This window comes from Catellatospora vulcania (genome assembly GCF_009720385.1).
Taxonomy (GTDB): Bacteria; Actinomycetota; Actinomycetes; order Mycobacteriales; family Micromonosporaceae; genus Catellatospora; species Catellatospora vulcania.
The window spans coordinates 27,820-43,624 of sequence record NZ_ML769303.1 but is presented as its reverse complement, the minus strand read 5'-3'; the positions used below and the strand labels follow the sequence as shown (position 1 = coordinate 43,624).

The following is a 15,805-nucleotide window of genomic DNA, read 5'->3' as shown; positions in this document are numbered from 1 at the left end:
CGCTTCAGACTACGCCCGACATGCCCCATGGCAAGGTCCACGACGCGGCAGTGTCGGTAGCCTGACCACGTGTCCACTATCGGTCAGCTCTTCGCCGCGACGGTCGCCACCGATCCGGCAAAACCCCTTCTCACCTGGTACGACGACGCGACGGGCGAGCGCACGGAGCTCTCCGGCGCGACCTTGGCCAACTGGGTGTCCAAGACGGCGAATCTGCTCGTCGACGGGTGCGGCCTCGGCCCGGGCAGCGTCGCCTCGATCTCGCTGCCCCCGCACTGGCAGACCGCCTCGATCATGCTGGCCAGTTGGACGGCAGGTCTGGCCGTGTCGCACAGCGCGGACGTGCCCGCCGACGTCGCCTTCGTCGAACCCGAGGCCGCCGCGGCCGCGCCGGACACGTACGCCGTCAGCCTGCACCCGTTCGCATTGCCCCTGCGCAACCTGCCGGCGGGCGTGTCGGACTGGGTCAGCTCGGCCCGCGCCCACGGTGACTTCTACGGCGGCCCGGCCGCCGACCCCGGCGCGCCCTCGCTGGTCGGCCTGCCCGGTGGCGGCGGTTCGATCACGCACGCCGAGCTGGCGGAGCGCTCGCTGGCCCGCGCGAAGGAGCTGGAGATCGGCAAGGGCGACCGGGTGCTGATCGACATCGCGGCGCACCCGCGCCCGATGGACTGGCTGACCGCGCCGATCGCCGCCGGCGCGTCGCTGGTCCTGTCGTACCGCACCGCCCCCGGCATCCTCGACACCCGCGCCGCCACGGAGCGGGCCCGCCTCATCCCCTGACCCGCGCCGCGACCCCGACCCCGGCCCCGCACCCAATAGACGCTGGCCTATCTGATCGAGAAAACGTAGATCATTCTCGATCAGATAGGCCGGCGTCTATGAAAGTGCCGGTGTCGGTCGGGTCAGCGCTCCTTGGCGAGTCGCTCGAAGGCCAGCAGCGATTCCGGGTTGGCCAGGGCGCCCTTGGCAGCGGCGGACTCCACCGGGGTGCCGGTGAGGATGCGCTTGACGGGGACTTCGAGCTTCTTGCCGGACAGGGTGCGCGGGACGGCCGCGACCTGGTAGATCACGTCGGGGATGTGCCGCGGGGACAGCGCGGTACGCAGCTCGCGGGCGATCTTCGACTTGAGGGCGTCGTCGAGGTCCAGGCCGGGCTGGAGGACCACGAACAGGAGGAGTTCGCCCGCCCCGCCCTCGTCGTCCTCCAGGTGCACGACGACCGAGTCGGCGACCTCGGCCATGCCCTCGACGACGGAGTAGAACTCGGCGGTGCCGAGGCGTACGCCGCCACGGTTGAGGGTGGCGTCGGAGCGGCCGGTGATGACGCAGGTGCCGCGGTCGGTGACGGTGATCCAGTCGCCGTGCCGCCACACGCCCGGGAAGACGTCGAAGTAGGCCTCGCGGTAGCGGGAGCCGTCGGTGTCGCCCCAGAAGGCGACCGGCATGCTCGGCATCGGGGCGCTGATGACCAGCTCGCCTAGCGCGTTGTCGACGGAGTGGCCGGTCGGGTCGTACGCCTCGACCTTCGCGCCGAGGGCGCGGGCCGCGATCTCGCCGGGGTAGACCGGGTTGAGCGGGGTGCCGCCGACGAAGCCGGTGCACACGTCGGTGCCGCCGGACAGCGAGATCAGCAGCAGGTCGGGCTTGACGTTCTCGTACACCCAGACGTAGCCCTCAGGCGGCAGCGGCGCGCCCGTCGAGCCCAGGCCGCGCAGCTTGGACAGGTCCGCGATCTCCCGCGGCACGATGCCCTCCTTGCGGCAGGCCAGCAGGTACGGCGCGGAGGTGCCGAAGTAGGTCATGCCCGCCTCCTCGGCCAGCCGCCACAGGGCGCCCAGGTCGGGGGCGGCCGGGTTGCCGTCGAACAGCACGATCGCCGCGCCCACGGCCGGGCCGGAGACCAGGTAGTTCCACATCATCCAGCCGGTGGTGGAGAACCAGAAGTAGCGGTCGCCGGGGCCCAGGTCGTGGTGCAGGGCGAGCATCTTCAGGTGCTCCAGCAGGATGCCGCCGTGGCCGTGCACGATCGGCTTGGGCAGGCCGGTGGTGCCGGAGGAGTAGAGGACGTACAGCGGCTGCGCGAACGGGACGGGCGTGAACTCCAGCGGCTCGGCGGTGTCGGCGGCCAGCTCGCCGAGGCCGATCCGGCCCTGGGTGTACGGCAGCAGCACGGTGTGCGCCAGTGACGGCAGCGCCGCCTGGATCGCCGCGACCTCGCCCTGCCGGTCGATGAGCTTCTCGCCGTAGCGGTAGCCGTCGACGGCGACCAGGACCTTCGGGGAGATCTGCTGCCAGCGGTCGGTGACGCTGCGGGTGCCGAACTCGGGCGCGCAGGACGAGAAGATCGCGCCGAGGCTCGCCGTGGCCAGCATCAGCACCACGGTCTCCGGGATGTTCGGCAGGTACGCCGCCACCCGGTCGCCCTCGCCGACGCCGAGCCGGCGCAGCCCGGCCCGTGCCCGGCGGACCTGTTCGCGCAGCTGGGCCGCGGTGAGGATGACCGGTTCGCGGGTCTGCGAGTAGCCCAGCACCATCGGCTCGTCGTCGCCGACGCCCGGCATGCGCAGCACGTGCTCGGCGTAGTTCAGCGTCGCGCCGGGGAACCACTGCGCGCCCGGCATGGTGGCGTCGGCCAACACATCGGTGGGCTGGTCATGGGCGACGACCTCGAAGTAGTCCCAGATCGAGGACCAGAACCCGGCCAGGTCGGTGGTGCTCCAGCGCCACAGCTCGTCGTAGGAGCCGAAGGTCAGCCCGCGTTCGCGCGCCAGCCAGCCCAGGTAGTCGCCGATGCGGGAGTGCTGCCTGATGTCGGCCGGTGGGGTCCACAGCGCTTCGGTCATCATGATCCTCTCCCGCGATACCTCGTCGTACCCGCTGCTGGCATCCTGCCGCATGGCACGACGGATCATTCTCCGACCTGGCCCGCCGTTCCCGCGCTGGGTCCGGGCACACCGCCGGGTGGCGGTCCATGGTCGGGGCCGCCACCCGCGGCAGCGTCAGGCGCCGTCGGCGCGGTGCTTGTCGATGGCCTGCCGGCGGGCGAGACGGTGCTCGCGGCGGATCTCGGCCTCGTGGGCGCGACGCACGTCTTCGGGGCTCTCCGGGATCACCTGCGGCACCTGGCGCGGGTTGCCGTCGGCGTCGACCCCGACGAACACCAGGTACGCCGTGGCGACGTTGACGGGCTCGCGGCCGGCCTCGTTCCAGCGTTCGGCGAACACCGTCACGCCGATCTCCAGCGAGGTCTTGCCGGTCCAGTTGACCTGCGCCTTGGCGTGCACCAGGTCACCGACCCGGACCGGCACCATGAGCGTGATCTCGTCGATGGCGACGGTCACCGCGTTGAAGCCGCAGTGCCGGGCCGCGGCGGCGCCCGCCGCGTCGTCCACGAACTTCATGATCACGCCACCGTGCACGGTGCCGTAGAGGTTGACGTCCTGGTTCGTCATGATGCGGCTCAGCGTGACCCGCGAGAACGCGGTCGGCCGGCCGGGCGGCGGAGTGTCGATCACGCCGTTCACCGTACGCTCCTCGTCCGAACGGTTGACGCACGGCGGGATTTCCGTAAGGTAGCCCCACATGCGTCATGTATGGAGCCTTCTCGCCGGAATTGTGATCACGCCGCTGGCCTGGTTCGCCGTCGCCTACGGACAGGCCGTCATGTTCGACGCCGCGCAGGTCGGCGGTCACCGTCCGCTGTGGCTGGGGCTGGCGCTGTTCGCCGTCGTCGGCCTGCTGCTCGGCCTGGTCGGCAGCCTGCGGGTGTCACCTGCCGGTCCGCTGTTCGTGGCGTTGAGCTACGTCGGCGCGACCGCCTTCCTCATCGCCCGGCCCGAGGCCGCCAAGCAGGCGCTACCTGACCTGTTGGAGATCTCCGGCACCCTCGTCGTCCCGCTGAGCCCGGTGTCGACCGGCGTGCTGGGGCTGATCGGGACGATGCTGCTGATCGCGGTGCTGAGCCTGCAGCGCTGGCGCAGCTGGCACCGCCCGGAGGCGAACGGGCCGAGCTGGCCGGAGATGCTCGCCCCGTCCCCGGCCGACCCCTACGAGAACACGCTGGCAGACCGCGACTCGTTCAACGGCTTCGCGGACTTGCGGACCCCGGCCGAGGCGAGCGGCATCGATACGCCATCCTGGAGCGCGCCAACCAAGGTCTGACCCCGGAGGCATGGATGCGCCATATTGGATCGTTTCTGCTCGCGCTTGTGTTCGCCCCGGCGATCTTTCTGCTGACCGGCACCGGACTCAGCGCCTTCCAGACCATGTGGGTGTCCGGCGGGGCGCCGGCCGCGGTCCTCGACGCCGTCGTGGCCGCGGGTGCGCTGCTGCTGGCGAGCATCCTCTACGCGATCCTCACCATGGTGCGGCTGTCCCCGATCGGCCCGTTCCTGGCCGGCCTGGGCATGCTCGGCATGACCGTGTGGGCCGCGGGCTGGTCGGAGTCCTATGCCGACACGTTCGGCCTGCTCGACGTGCACATGGGCGGGGCGGTCGGCCAGTCCGGCCTCGGCCTGGTGCTGGCGGTGCCGCTGCTGGCCACCGTGGTGAGCCCGCGCCGCTGGCGCAAGCACGAGCGGCTGGCCGACGAGACCGTCGCGCTGGCTGCGTACCCGCTGCAGCAGGGACGCCCGCCCGTGCCCGCGGACCAGACCCGGGCGTTCACCAGCGTGCCCGGCGAGGCGGGCTACACCGGCCTGCCGGACGTGCCGCCGCCGTCGCTGCACTACCCGCGGGCCACGCCGCAGGGCGTGCCGACGGTGCACGTGCCCCCGGCTCCGGTCGCGCCCCCGCAGGCCGCTCCGCCGAAACCCCCGAAGGCGGCCCGGTCGAAGGCCGCGCCCGTCGCGGCTGCTCCGCCGGGCGAAGCCCCGCCGCTGCCGCGCCGCACTCCGGCGGCCGAGTCGGCGGTCGCCGCCGCGGCGACCCAGCCCGCGGTATCCGCGCAGGCCCCGACCCAGCCGACTCCTCCGGCGCAGCCCGCTTTCCCGGCGCCGCCCGCTCCGCCCGCTCCGCCCGCTCCGCCCGCGCAGGCTGCTCCGCCCGCGCAGGCTGCTCCGCCGGTGGCGCAGCCGCCCGTGCCGCCGCAGCGTTCGGCCCCGCCGCAGGCAGCCACGCCGCCCGCTCCCAGCACGCCGCCGGCCCCGCAGAGCCCGGCGCCGCCGCCGCTGCCCGAGGAGTCGACGGTCATGCTCACCCCGCCCGCCGACCAGCAGACCATCAAGCTGGAGAAGGACTGACCACGCGGGCCCACAACTTCTGGGTTGTATCTACAACCCAGAAGTTGTGGGCCCGCCAAGTCATGTGTCCGCCTGGCGCGGTCCGTGGGCGTCAGCCGGGCAGTGTCGCCAGGGCCCGGTAGATGCGCTTGTCGGACACCGGATACGGGGTGCCCAGGGACTGGGCGAAATAGCTGACCCGCAGCTCCTCGATCATCCAGCGGACCTCGGCCAGGGTGTCCCAGCCGGGTGCGCCGGGGCGGACCGAGGCGCGGGCGTCGGTGTACTCCTGCTGGACGTCCTCGATGAGCAGCAGCTTCTCCCGGTCGCGCTGCGGCGCACCAGGCAGTTTGGCCAGCCGCTGCTCGATCGCGCGCAGGTAGCGGACCAGGTCGGGCAACTTGCGCAGCCCGGTGGCGGCCACGAATCCGGGGTAGACCAGCCCGGTGAGCTGGGCTCTGATGTCGGCCACCGACCGCACCAGCAGCACGTTCGTGATCGACTTGAGCTGCCGGTCGATGTCGTACGCGGTCGACAGGATCGGGTCCAGCTGCTGGAGGATCTCGTACATCGTGTCGGGCATGTCGCCCCGCGCCTTGGTGACCAGGGCCGCGAACGCGTCGGCGTCCCAGGCCGGGCCGCCCGCCTCGATGATCACCTTGTCGACGGCGGTGGTGACCACGTCCTCCAGGAGCTTGCCGACACTGCCGTGCGGGTTGCGGCTCAACGCCAGTTTCGCCTGGTTGGACAGGCGTCCCTGGAGCGACTTGAGCGGCGGCGGCGCGCCGAGCAGCACCAGCCGCCGGGTGCCGCGCCACATCGCGGTCCACTGCTCGCCGGGGCTGTCGAAGACGCCGACGCCCACGGTCTCGCCCTCGTCGACCAGGGCCGGGTAGCCCTTGACGGCGTAGCCGCCACGCTGCCGCTCCACGACCTTCGCGAGCGGGCCGATGGTCCAGGCGCGCAGGCCGTGCTGCTCCATGTCGTCGGCTGCCGCGGCGACCGCGGCCTGTGCCTTGTCCCGCAGCCGGCGCTTGAGTTCGGCGAGGTCCTTGCCCTCGGCGAGCATCTTGCCCTGCTCGTCCTCGACGCGGAAGGTCATCCGCAGGTGGTCGGGCACCTTGTCCGGCTCCCAGGCCTCCCGGGCCACCACCACGCCGGTCATCGCGCGCAGCTGCCGTTCCAGGAGCGCGAGCAGCGGCTGCCCGTCGGGCTTCTGCCCGGCGAGCGCCTCCTTGACGTAGTCGGGCACGGGCACGAAGTTGCGCCGGATCGCCTTGGGCAGCGAGCGCACCAGCGCGACGGCCAGCTCCTCGCGTACGCCGGGGATCTGCCAGTCGAACCCGGCCGGGGTGATCTGGTTGAGCAGCGGCAGCGGGATGTGCACGGTGACGCCGTCGGCGTTCGTGCCCGGCTCGAACTGGTAGGTCAGCGGCAGCTCGAACTCGCCCTGCTGCCACACGTCCGGGTAGTCGTCCTCGTCGACGCCGCCCGCGGCCTCGTTGACCAGCATCGACTTCTCGAAGCTGAGCAGGTCCGGGGTTTCGTGGCGGGCTTTCTTCCACCAGCTGTCGAAATGGCGGCCGGACACGATGTCGGCGGGCAGCCGCTCGTCGTAGAAGTCGAACAGGGTGCCGTCGTCGACCAGGATGTCGCGCCGGCGTACCCGGTGCTCCAGCTCTTCCACCTCGGCCAGCAGGTCGCGGTTGGCGTGGAAGAACTCGTGGTGGGTCTCCCAGTCGCCGTCGACCAGGGCGTGGCGGATGAACAGCTCCCGCGACAGTGTCGGGTCGATTCGGCCGAAGTTGACCTTGCGCTTGGCGACGATGGGGATGCCGTAGAGCGTCACCTTCTCGTAGGCCAGCACCGCGGCCTGCTTCTTCTCCCAGTGCGGCTCGCTGTACTGCCGCTTGACCAGGTGCTCGGCCAGGCTTTCGGCCCACTCGGGCTCGATCTTCGCGGCGATGCGGCCCCACAGCCGGGACGTCTCGACCAGCTCGGCGGCCATGACCCACTTGGGTGCCTTCTTGAACAGCGACGAGCCGGGGAACAGCGAGAACCGCGCGTTGCGGGCGCCGATGAAGTCGCGCTTCTCCGGGTCGTGCATGCCGATGTGCGAGAGCAGTCCGGCCAGCAGCGACTGGTGCATCCGCTGCGGGTCGGCGGGCACCGTGTTGAGCGTGAAGCCCATGCCCTTGACGACCTGGCGCAGTTGCGACTCCAGGTCCTGCCACTCGCGGATGCGCAGATAGTGCAGGAAGTCGGTCTTGCAGGTGCGGCGGAACTGGTTCGAGGACAGCTCCTGCTGCTGCTCCTTGATCCAGTTCCACAGGTTGAGGAACGCGACGAAGTCGCTGTCCTTGTCCGCGAAGCGGGCGTGCTTCTCCCCCGCGGCCTGCTGCTTGTCGGCCGGGCGCTCGCGCGGGTCCTGGATGGACAGCGCCGCCGTGATGATCAGGACCTCGCGCAGGCAGCCGTTGCGGTCGGCTTCGAGGACCATGCGGCCCAGGCGCGGGTCGACCGGCAGCTGGGCCAGCTTGCGGCCGAGCGGGGTGAGCTTGCCGGGCTCGCCGCGCACCGGTGCCTCCAGCGCGCCCAGCTCGTGCAGCAGGTCGAGGCCGTCGGCGATGTTGCGCCGGTCCGGCGGGTCGATGAACGGGAACGCGGCGATGTCACCCAGGCCCAGCGAGATCATCTGCAGGATGACCGAGGCCAGGTTGGTACGCAGGATCTCCGGCTCGGTGAACTCCGGCCGGCCGAGGAAGTCCGCCTCCTCGTAGAGCCGGATCGCGATGCCGTCGGAGAGGCGTCCGCAGCGGCCCTTGCGCTGGTTGGCCGAGGCCTGCGAGACCGCCTCGATGGGCAGCCGCTGCACCTTGAGCCGGTGGCTGTAGCGGGAGATGCGGGCCGTGCCCGGGTCCACCACGTACTTGATGCCCGGCACGGTCAGCGACGTCTCGGCGACGTTGGTGGCCAGCACGATGCGCCGGCCGGTGTGCTGCTGGAAGACCTTGTGCTGCTCGGCGGTGGACAGCCGGGCGTACAGCGGCAGGATCTCGGTGTGGCGCAGGTTGCGCTTGCGCAGCGCCTCGGCGGTGTCGCGGATCTCCCGCTCGCCGCTGAGGAACACCAGCACGTCGCCCGGGGCCTCGCCGGCCAGCTCGTCCACGGCGTCGGAGATGGCCTGGATCTGGTCGCGCTCCTCGTCGCCGTCCTCCTCGTCACCCTCGACGACGAGCGGCCGGTAGCGCACCTCGACCGGGTACGTCCGGCCGGAGACCTCGACGATCGGGGCCGGCACGGGCTCGCCGCCGACGACGGCCGTCGAGAAGTGCGCCGCGAAGCGCTCCGGGTCGATGGTCGCCGAGGTGATGATCACCTTGAGGTCGGGGCGCTTCGGCAGGAGCTGCTTGAGGTAGCCGAGGATAAAGTCGATGTTGAGGCTGCGCTCGTGCGCCTCGTCGATGATCAGCGTGTCGTACATCGAGAGCGAGCGGTCGTGCTGGATCTCTGCCAGCAGGATGCCGTCGGTCATCAACTTGATCATGGTCTGGTCGCCGACGTGGTCGGTGAACCGCACCTTCCAGCCGACGACGCCGCCCAGCGGGGTGTCCAGCTCCTCGGCGATGCGCTCGGCGACCGTGCGGGCGGCCAGCCGGCGCGGCTGGGTATGGCCGATCAGCCCGCGCACACCTCGGCCCAGCTCAAGGCAGATCTTGGGGATCTGGGTGGTCTTGCCGGAGCCGGTCTCGCCCGCGACGATCACGACCTGGTGGTCGCGGATCGCGTCGGCGATGTCGTCGCGCTTCTGGCTGACCGGCAGCTCCGCCGGGTAGGTGACCGCGGGCACCCCGGCGGCCCGCAGCGCGAGCTTCTCCTCCGCGGTGACGACAGCCGAGGTGATCTGCGCCATAGCGGCGTCCAGCGCCGGTCCGGGTTTGGTCCGGCGTACGCCGTCGAGGCGCCTGGCGAGCCTGCGGCGATCCTGCGCCATCAGCTCGTCGACGCGTTTACGCAGCTCGGGGAGCTGGCTGGGGTTACGGGGCGGCCTGTTGCGGAGCGGCGCGGACTCGGACTGCGATGTCATGACGGGCCCCAGGATATGCCGCCGACCTCCCCTGCCGACCAGCGGTTTTCCCGCACACCGTCGGCCGCCCGCCCGATGATCATCCGACTTGCCCGGCACCTGGGCGTATCTTGAGCCCGCTTTCCACCGGTTGCCTGGCAAGTCCGGTGATCTTCGGCGGGACGCGGCGTGGCCGGTGTCCCCACCACTACGGGGACACCGGCCACATCCGGCACTAGTTCAGGACCGGGCCCAGCGCGCCGATCAGCGCGTTGTCGTCGGAGTCCTGGCTCAGCTCCCACGCCATCGCGCCGCGCAGGCCGAGCAGCTTGATCAGCGCGGTGCGCTCGGCGAGCGACTTCGGATCGGTGTAGACGATCGTGGTCGGCGCGGTGACGGTGCCGGTCGCCAGCACGTGCTCGGCGGCCGGGTTCCACAGGTAGGGCTCACCCGCGAGCAGGTTCCACTTGCGGGTCCACCCGTTGGCGCCGACCCCGCCGGGGGTCAGCGCGCCCGACACGGCGACCAGGTCGTGGTACGACGGCTGCGGCTTGGAGTCCCAGACCAGCGAGTCCGGGTTCATGCCGGTGTTGTCGAACGCCTTGTAGAGGCCGTCGGGGTTGCGGATGTACTGCACGCCGTAGAAGGGCACGCCGACGACGATCTTGCTGGCGGGCACCCCCTGGGCGAGGTAGTAGCCCACGGTGCCGACGGTGTTCCAGGTCCAGTCGTCGGCCTCGGGGTCGCGCGGGTCGCGGGTGAACAGCGTGCTCGGGCCCGCCACGGAGCCGCCGGGCACGTTGAAGTCGTAGGTCATGATGTTGACCCAGTCCATCGACTTCGAGAACTCGCGCAGCTCGTAGTACTTGGTGGAGCTTTTCGCCGCGGGCAGCGCCGCGGTCAGCAGGTAGTGCTTGCCGTCGGCGCGGCCCTGCACGTCGAGCTGGCGGCGGAACTCCTGGGCCAGCAGGGTCGCGTTGTGCCGGTCCTCCGGGCCGTAGTCGACGTTGCTGTCGGCCTTGGCGGTCGGGTACTCCCAGTCCAGGTCGATGCCGTCGAAGATGCCCTTCGCGACGCCGATGCCGCCCGCGTCCTCCGGCCACCCGCCGGTCGGCAGGTTGCCCTTGATGAAGGTGTCGATGCAGGCCGCCACGAACGCCTGGCGGCGCTCGGGGGTCTTCGCGACGCTGGAGAACCAGGTCGACTTCGTCCAGCCGCCGAGCGAGATCTCGATCTTCAGGTGCGGGTTGGCCGCCTTGAGCTTGCGCAGCTGGTTGAAGTTGCCGTAGACGTTCTGGCCGGGGTAGGTGTCGGCGACACCGTCCACGGTGTTCTCCGGGCCCCAGTAGACCTGCTGGTAGTCGGCCCACGGGTCGAGCACGTCGCAGCCGACGGCCCCGGTGGCCTGGTTGAACGTCGGCACGCCGAAGGCGTACTGGATGACGTTCAGCTTGTCGGCCGGGATGTCCTTGACGAAGTAACCCCGCCCGTAGACGGACCAGTTGGTGAAGTAGGCGGAGATCACCTTCTTCGGTGCGTCCGGCTTGGGGGCGCCACCGGCGGAGGCCGGCGCAGCCAGGAAGCCGGCGCCCAGGGCCAGGGCGACCGCCCCGGCGATGCCCGGGCGGAGCAGTGTTCTGAGCATATGCACTCCCATCGTTCGTCCATGCGAACTTTCACGCGGGAGCGCTCTTCAGTCAAGAGACCTAACAGTTAGATTTCCTAAGTGTGCCAAGGGAATCCGGCGCACGGCCGGCGTCCGCGATGGATCGGGGCCGGATCAACCCCTGGAGCGCGTCGCGGCCCCGTCTGCCGGCACCGCCGGGCGGCGCGGGCGCACCGGCTCGTCACTCAGGTCCGGCTCCTCCGCCGAAAGCTCGTCCCGGAGCGCGCCACCGGCTCGGCTGCCGCCCTCGGCGAGCGAGTCCTCGCCCACGAAGTACCCGGGCCGGGCCTGGATGCCCTGGTAGATCCGGCCGACGTACTCGCCCAGCAGGCCCAGGCAGATGAGCTGGCAGGCGCCCAGGAACAGCACCACCAGCGAGAGCGAGGTCCAGCCCGGCACGACGGTGCCCTGGAAGTACGCCACGAGCACCTTCACCGCGGCGATGACGCAGGCCAGCGCGCCGAGCGCACCCAGCCAGATGCCCAGCCGCAGCGGGGCCGCGGTGAAGCTGATGATGCTGTCGACCGTCAGGTTGATCATTTTGCGGAGCGGATACTTGCTGGTCCCCGCGGCCCGTTTCGCCCGGGTGTAGACGACCTGCCCGCTGGGGAAGCCCAGCCACGGCACCAGCAGGCGATAGACCGGGGCCTGCTCGGGCAGCTCGCACAGCGCGTCCACCATGGCCCGGCTGAGCAGCCGGAAGTCACCCGCGCCCAGGGGCATCCGGTTGCCGACGATGCGGCGCATCAGCCGGTAGTAGAGGTTCGCCGTGCCGCGCTTGAACAGGGTGTCGCTGGCCCGGTCGCCGCGTACGCCGTAGACGATGTCCAGGCTCTGCGCCTCGGCGAGGGCCAGCATCTCGGCGATGGCCTCGGGCGGATCCTGCAGGTCGGCGTCGATGGTGACGACGTAGTCGCCGCGCGAGCGGTGCAGCCCGGCGGTGAGCGCGGCCTGGTGCCCGCTGTTGCGGCGCAACCGGACCAGCCGCAGCTCGGGCCACTTCGCCCGCATCAGGGTCACCATGGCGGCGGTGGCGTCACGGCTGCCGTCATCGACGGCGACCACCTCGTAGGTCCGGCCCAGCCCGTCGAGCACCGGCCGCAGCCTGCTCACGAGCAGGGGCAGGACCGCCTCCTCGTGGTACATCGGGATGACGACGGACAGCTTCGGCACGGCCATGCCGGACACGATAACCATCGAAGTGCCGCATGCCCGGGGTTGTCTCAGAGGGAGAAGTCGGGATTGTTTTTGATCACCGAGAAGGTCGCGCCCTGTGGGTCCTTCAGGATGGCGAATCGTCCCGCGGGCGAGTCCTCGGGCCGCATCACCTTGGTCGCGCCGAGTTCCAGGGCTTTGGCGTACGCCGCGTCGCAGTCGTCCACCGCGAAGTAGACCGACCAGTGCGACGGCATCGGCCCCCACGCGGCGTCGATCGGCATAGCGCCCGCCACCGCCCGGCCCTCGGCCTCCAGCAGGGTGTACGTCAGTCCCGCTCCCATCGACACGTCACGCATGCTCACCCCGAAGACCTCCTGGTAGAACACCTTGGCGGCGTCGATGTCGGAGGTCATCAGCTCGTTCCAGGTGACACTGCCCGGCTCGTCGGCCAGCTCGAACCCGGCGAACGCCAGCGGCTGCCACGCGGAGAAGAACGCGCCCTCGGGGTCGGCGAACACCGCCATCCGGCCCTGGCCCATCACGTCCATCGGCGGCACGAGCACGGTCCCGCCGTGCTCGGCGACCTTCGCCATGATGTCGTCGGCGTCGTTCGCGGCGAAGTAGGTGCTCCACGAGCTGCCCCGGCCGACGTCGGTGGCGGGGCCGAGCCCGGCGACCTGCCTGCCGTCCTTGCGGAACATCCGGTAGCCGCCGGCGTCAGGGCCGAGGTCCTCGTCGGTCCAGCCGAACAGCCGCCCGTAGAAGGCCACCGAGCCGTCGAGGTCGGTGCTGCCGAGGTCGACCCAGCTCGGGGTGCCCTGCTCAAACACTGCGGCCATGCCGACATCCTTACGCCGTGCGCGCGGCAAGACTGCGGCATCACCGAAATTCCCCTCAAAGAGCAAATCAGCCGCGAAAGTGCTGAAAGACTGGCCACGGCGTGCCGTGTACCCATCGGGGCCGGCATTTCTGCTGGTCGTCAGCCTGCGCCCGGAACTGCCGGCGCGCGGAGAACGAGAGGAACATCGATGCCCACCAAGTCGCCCACCAAATCGGCCGCGACCCGCGACAGCCAGCCCATGCTGCACCAGCAGGGGGTGCAGATCCAGGAGTTCGGCACCGTCCGCCAGCTCCCGGTGGGTCTGTCCCACGACACCCGGATGTACTCGTGCGAGCGGCTCAACCAGTGCCTGGCCGACTCCCAGATCCTCTACAACCTCTACAAGAAGCACCACTGGCTGATGCGCGGGCCGACGTTCTACCAGCTGCACCTGCTGCTGGACAAGCACGCGGGCGAGCAGCTGGCCCTCATCGACACCATCGCCGAGCGGGTGCAGACCCTCGGCGGCGTGGCCGTCGGCGACCCGCGCCACGTCGCGGAGATCACCACCATCAAGCGCCCGCCGGACGGCGTCGAGGAGGTGCCCGCGATGATCTCCCGCCTGCTGGAGGCGCACGAGATCATCCTGGTCAGTGCGCATGAGGCCGCCAAACGTGCCGACGAGATGGGGGACGACGGCACCAACGACCTGCTCGTCTCCGACGTGATCCGCACCGGCGAGCTGCAGGCCTGGTTCCTGGCCGAGCATCTGGTGGACACCCCGCTCGTCGAGGCCTGAACGGCACTCGCATGCCGGGCCGGCCTCGGGCGGCGGCTTCCGCCTCGTCCGAGACCGGCCCTCCGGTGCGCCGCCCGGGTCCCGCGGGCCGGCGCACCGGCAGTCCCGCCTAGTCCGCGACGTAGACCGCCGCAGGCCCCAGGTCGGGCTGCTCACGTACCTCGACGACCGGCTGCGCGGGGTCGGCGTCGAGTTCCAGGACGATGATCTCGTTGTCGCCCTCGCGCAGCAGCGGCCACGGCACGTAGAGGGTGACCTGCGGACCCTTCTCCCAGTAGCGGCCGAGGTTGAAGCCGTTGACCCAGACGTAGCCCTTGTGCCACCCGGGCAGCGCGAGGAACGCGTCGCGCACCTCGTCGACGCGCAGCACGCCGCGGTGGAACACCGGCCCGGCCGCGCCGGTCGCCCGCCCCCACGGCAGCGCCGACAGGTCGTCCAGCGGCACCGGGTCGATCTCGTACCCGTGCACGAACTGCTGGCCGTGGCAGACCCCGCCCACGATGCCCTTGCGCTCGCCGACCAGCGGGCCGTAGTTGACCCGCCCCATCGCCTCGACGACCAGCGTCACGTCCGCCGCGGCGCCGCCGACCTCGACCGGCAGCGCGACGGGGCCGTTGCGGTCGAGCACACCGGCGGGCACCCCGTCGACCAGCACCAGCGCGCGGTCGCGCAATCCCTTGACGCGCAGCTGGTGGCCGGTCCGCGGCCCGGGGACGCGGGTGCGGTAGACGGCCAGCCCGTACGCCTGGCCGAGCTCCTCCAGGGACTTCGGGACGGCGCTGTGCACGGTGCCGGTGGACAGCACGTCCAGGCAGTCCAGCAGCGACAGGCGCTGGGTCAGCTCGACGCGTCCGGCGGGCAGGACCTTCGGCTGCTCCGACGGCGGATCGGGCAGTTCCACGCCGCGCCCGAGCACCTCCCGGAACGCCCAGTACTTCGGTGTCAGCGCCCCGTGCTCGCTGAGCGGGGCGTCGTAGTCGTAGGACGTCACGTCGGGCAGGTACACGTCGTCGAGGAACTCGCCGACCGCGTTGGCGCCGGCCAGGAAGCCGAAGTTGGTGCCGCCGTGCGCCATGTACAGGTTGACCGACGCCCCCGCGTCCACCATCTCGGCCAGCGTGGCCGCCGCCTCCTCGGCGGGCCGCACGTGGTGCTCCTTGCCGTGGTGGTCGAACCAGCCGTTCCAGTACTCCATGCAGAACGACGGCCAGCGGCGCAGCGCGGCCATCTCGGCGAACCGCTCCGCCGGGCGGCTGCCGAAGTTGGCCGTGGCGTAGACGTCGTCGAGGGTGCCCCCGGTGACCATCAGGTCCGTCGGGCCGTCGGAGGTGAACAGCGGCACCTCGATGCCCCGGGCGCGCAGGCCGTCGGCGAGGTGGCGCAGGTAGCGCCGGTCCGAGCCGTACGAGCCGTACTCGTTCTCGACCTGCACCATCAGCACGTTGCCGCCCCGGGTCACCTGGTGCTCCACCAGGTGCGGCACCAGCCGGTCGAAGAAGCGGTCTACCGGTTCGAGGAACCGGGGGTCGTGGCAGCGCAGCGGGATCTCCTCGGCGGCCCGCAGCCAGGCGGGCAGCCCCCCGTTGTCCCATTCCGCGCAGATGTACGGCCCCGGCCGCACGATGGCGTACAGCCCGGCGTCCGCCGCCTCGGCCAGGAAACGCCCCAGGTCGATCCGGCCGCTGAAGTCGAACTCGCCCGGCCGTGGCTCGTGCAGGTTCCACGGCACGTAGGTCTCGATCGTGTTCAGGCCCATCGCGCGCAGCTTGCGCAGCCGGTCGCCCCACTGCTCGGGCAGCACCCGGAAGTAGTGGATCGCCCCGGAGAGCACCTGGAACGGCTTGCCGTCGAGCTCGACGGCGTCCGGCGTGACACTGAAGACTGGCATGGTCGCGGAGTCTAAACCAACGGAAAGCGCTTTCACCAGTCCTGGTTTGGACTTCTTCTTCCCCCAGGGAGCACGTCCTGTAACCGATTACTCCAGTACGAAGCAGAGAGCGGCCCGCGGGTGCCGCCCGGCCGGGGAACCCCGGCCGCCCCCCCCCCGGTCGCCCGCGCGGGCGGGCCGGGCGGG

11 protein-coding genes are annotated in these 15,805 nt (G+C 71.0%); 4 read left to right on the top strand and 7 right to left on the bottom strand.

Translation table 11 applies throughout. The features are described 5' to 3' along the window. Positions 1-69 precede the first annotated feature (69 nt). Positions 70-783, top strand: a complete 714-nt coding sequence (locus F6W97_RS08285) for a TIGR03089 family protein (RefSeq protein WP_155369627.1) — start codon at positions 70-72, stop codon at positions 781-783. 122 nt (positions 784-905) lie between these two features. On the opposite strand, the gene F6W97_RS08280 is transcribed toward F6W97_RS08285, so the two are convergent. After that, entirely contained in the window at positions 906-2,846 is a 1,941-nt protein-coding gene (locus tag F6W97_RS08280) for an acetoacetate--CoA ligase (RefSeq protein WP_155369943.1), read from the bottom strand. Positions 2,847-3,002: 156 nt separating this feature from the next. Beyond that, positions 3,003-3,455, bottom strand: a complete 453-nt coding sequence (locus tag F6W97_RS08275; RefSeq protein WP_230686543.1) for an acyl-CoA thioesterase — start codon at positions 3,453-3,455, stop codon at positions 3,003-3,005. Between the two features lie 130 nt (positions 3,456-3,585). Here F6W97_RS08275 and F6W97_RS08270 point away from each other — a divergent pair, with 130 nt between their 5' ends. Beyond that, positions 3,586-4,164: a hypothetical protein gene (locus tag F6W97_RS08270; RefSeq protein WP_155369625.1), complete on the top strand. Its 579-nt coding sequence runs from the start codon at positions 3,586-3,588 to the stop codon at positions 4,162-4,164. A gap of 47 nt (positions 4,165-4,211) precedes the next feature. Next, positions 4,212-5,243, top strand: a complete 1,032-nt coding sequence (locus F6W97_RS08265; RefSeq protein WP_196279028.1) for a hypothetical protein — start codon at positions 4,212-4,214, stop codon at positions 5,241-5,243. Positions 5,244-5,334: 91 nt separating this feature from the next. Here the strand turns inward: F6W97_RS08265 and hrpA are convergent, their stop codons facing one another. The 4 genes from hrpA to F6W97_RS08245 form a co-directional block, all read right to left on the bottom strand. Then, positions 5,335-9,309: an ATP-dependent RNA helicase HrpA gene (hrpA, locus tag F6W97_RS08260; protein WP_155369623.1), complete on the bottom strand. Its 3,975-nt coding sequence runs from the start codon at positions 9,307-9,309 to the stop codon at positions 5,335-5,337. Positions 9,310-9,523: 214 nt separating this feature from the next. Continuing rightward, positions 9,524-10,933: a glycoside hydrolase family 18 protein gene (locus F6W97_RS08255; RefSeq protein WP_196279027.1), complete on the bottom strand. Its 1,410-nt coding sequence runs from the start codon at positions 10,931-10,933 to the stop codon at positions 9,524-9,526. Between the two features lie 135 nt (positions 10,934-11,068). Next, positions 11,069-12,133, bottom strand: coding sequence for a glycosyltransferase family 2 protein (locus F6W97_RS08250; protein WP_155369621.1), 1,065 nt, complete (start codon positions 12,131-12,133; stop codon positions 11,069-11,071). Between the two features lie 44 nt (positions 12,134-12,177). Then, complete coding sequence (locus tag F6W97_RS08245) at positions 12,178-12,951, bottom strand: VOC family protein (RefSeq protein WP_155369620.1); 774 nt, start codon at positions 12,949-12,951, stop codon at positions 12,178-12,180. Positions 12,952-13,140: 189 nt separating this feature from the next. Between F6W97_RS08245 and F6W97_RS08240 the strand changes: the two genes are divergently transcribed. Beyond that, positions 13,141-13,731 (top strand): Dps family protein, encoded by a 591-nt coding sequence (locus F6W97_RS08240; protein ID WP_155369619.1) that lies wholly within the window; start codon positions 13,141-13,143, stop codon positions 13,729-13,731. 109 nt (positions 13,732-13,840) lie between these two features. On the opposite strand, the gene F6W97_RS08235 is transcribed toward F6W97_RS08240, so the two are convergent. Next, positions 13,841-15,619: a glycoside hydrolase family 35 protein gene (locus F6W97_RS08235; RefSeq protein WP_155369618.1), complete on the bottom strand. Its 1,779-nt coding sequence runs from the start codon at positions 15,617-15,619 to the stop codon at positions 13,841-13,843. Between the last annotated feature and the right edge of the window lie 186 nt (positions 15,620-15,805).

What these genes read in the sequence shown, in the direction of transcription:
- F6W97_RS08280 (WP_155369943.1), bottom strand. Translation starts at nt 2,846, where the DNA reads ATGACCGAAGCGCTGTGGACCCCACCGGCCGACATCAGGCAGCACTCC.
- F6W97_RS08275 (WP_230686543.1), bottom strand. Translation starts at nt 3,455, where the DNA reads ATGACGAACCAGGACGTCAACCTCTACGGCACCGTGCACGGTGGCGTG.
- F6W97_RS08270 (WP_155369625.1), top strand. Translation starts at nt 3,586, where the DNA reads ATGCGTCATGTATGGAGCCTTCTCGCCGGAATTGTGATCACGCCGCTG.
- hrpA (WP_155369623.1), bottom strand. Translation starts at nt 9,309, where the DNA reads ATGACATCGCAGTCCGAGTCCGCGCCGCTCCGCAACAGGCCGCCCCGT.
- F6W97_RS08255 (WP_196279027.1), bottom strand. Translation starts at nt 10,933, where the DNA reads ATGCTCAGAACACTGCTCCGCCCGGGCATCGCCGGGGCGGTCGCCCTG.
- F6W97_RS08250 (WP_155369621.1), bottom strand. Translation starts at nt 12,133, where the DNA reads ATGGCCGTGCCGAAGCTGTCCGTCGTCATCCCGATGTACCACGAGGAG.
- F6W97_RS08245 (WP_155369620.1), bottom strand. Translation starts at nt 12,951, where the DNA reads ATGGCCGCAGTGTTTGAGCAGGGCACCCCGAGCTGGGTCGACCTCGGC.
- F6W97_RS08240 (WP_155369619.1), top strand. Translation starts at nt 13,141, where the DNA reads ATGCCCACCAAGTCGCCCACCAAATCGGCCGCGACCCGCGACAGCCAG.
- F6W97_RS08235 (WP_155369618.1), bottom strand. Translation starts at nt 15,619, where the DNA reads ATGCCAGTCTTCAGTGTCACGCCGGACGCCGTCGAGCTCGACGGCAAG.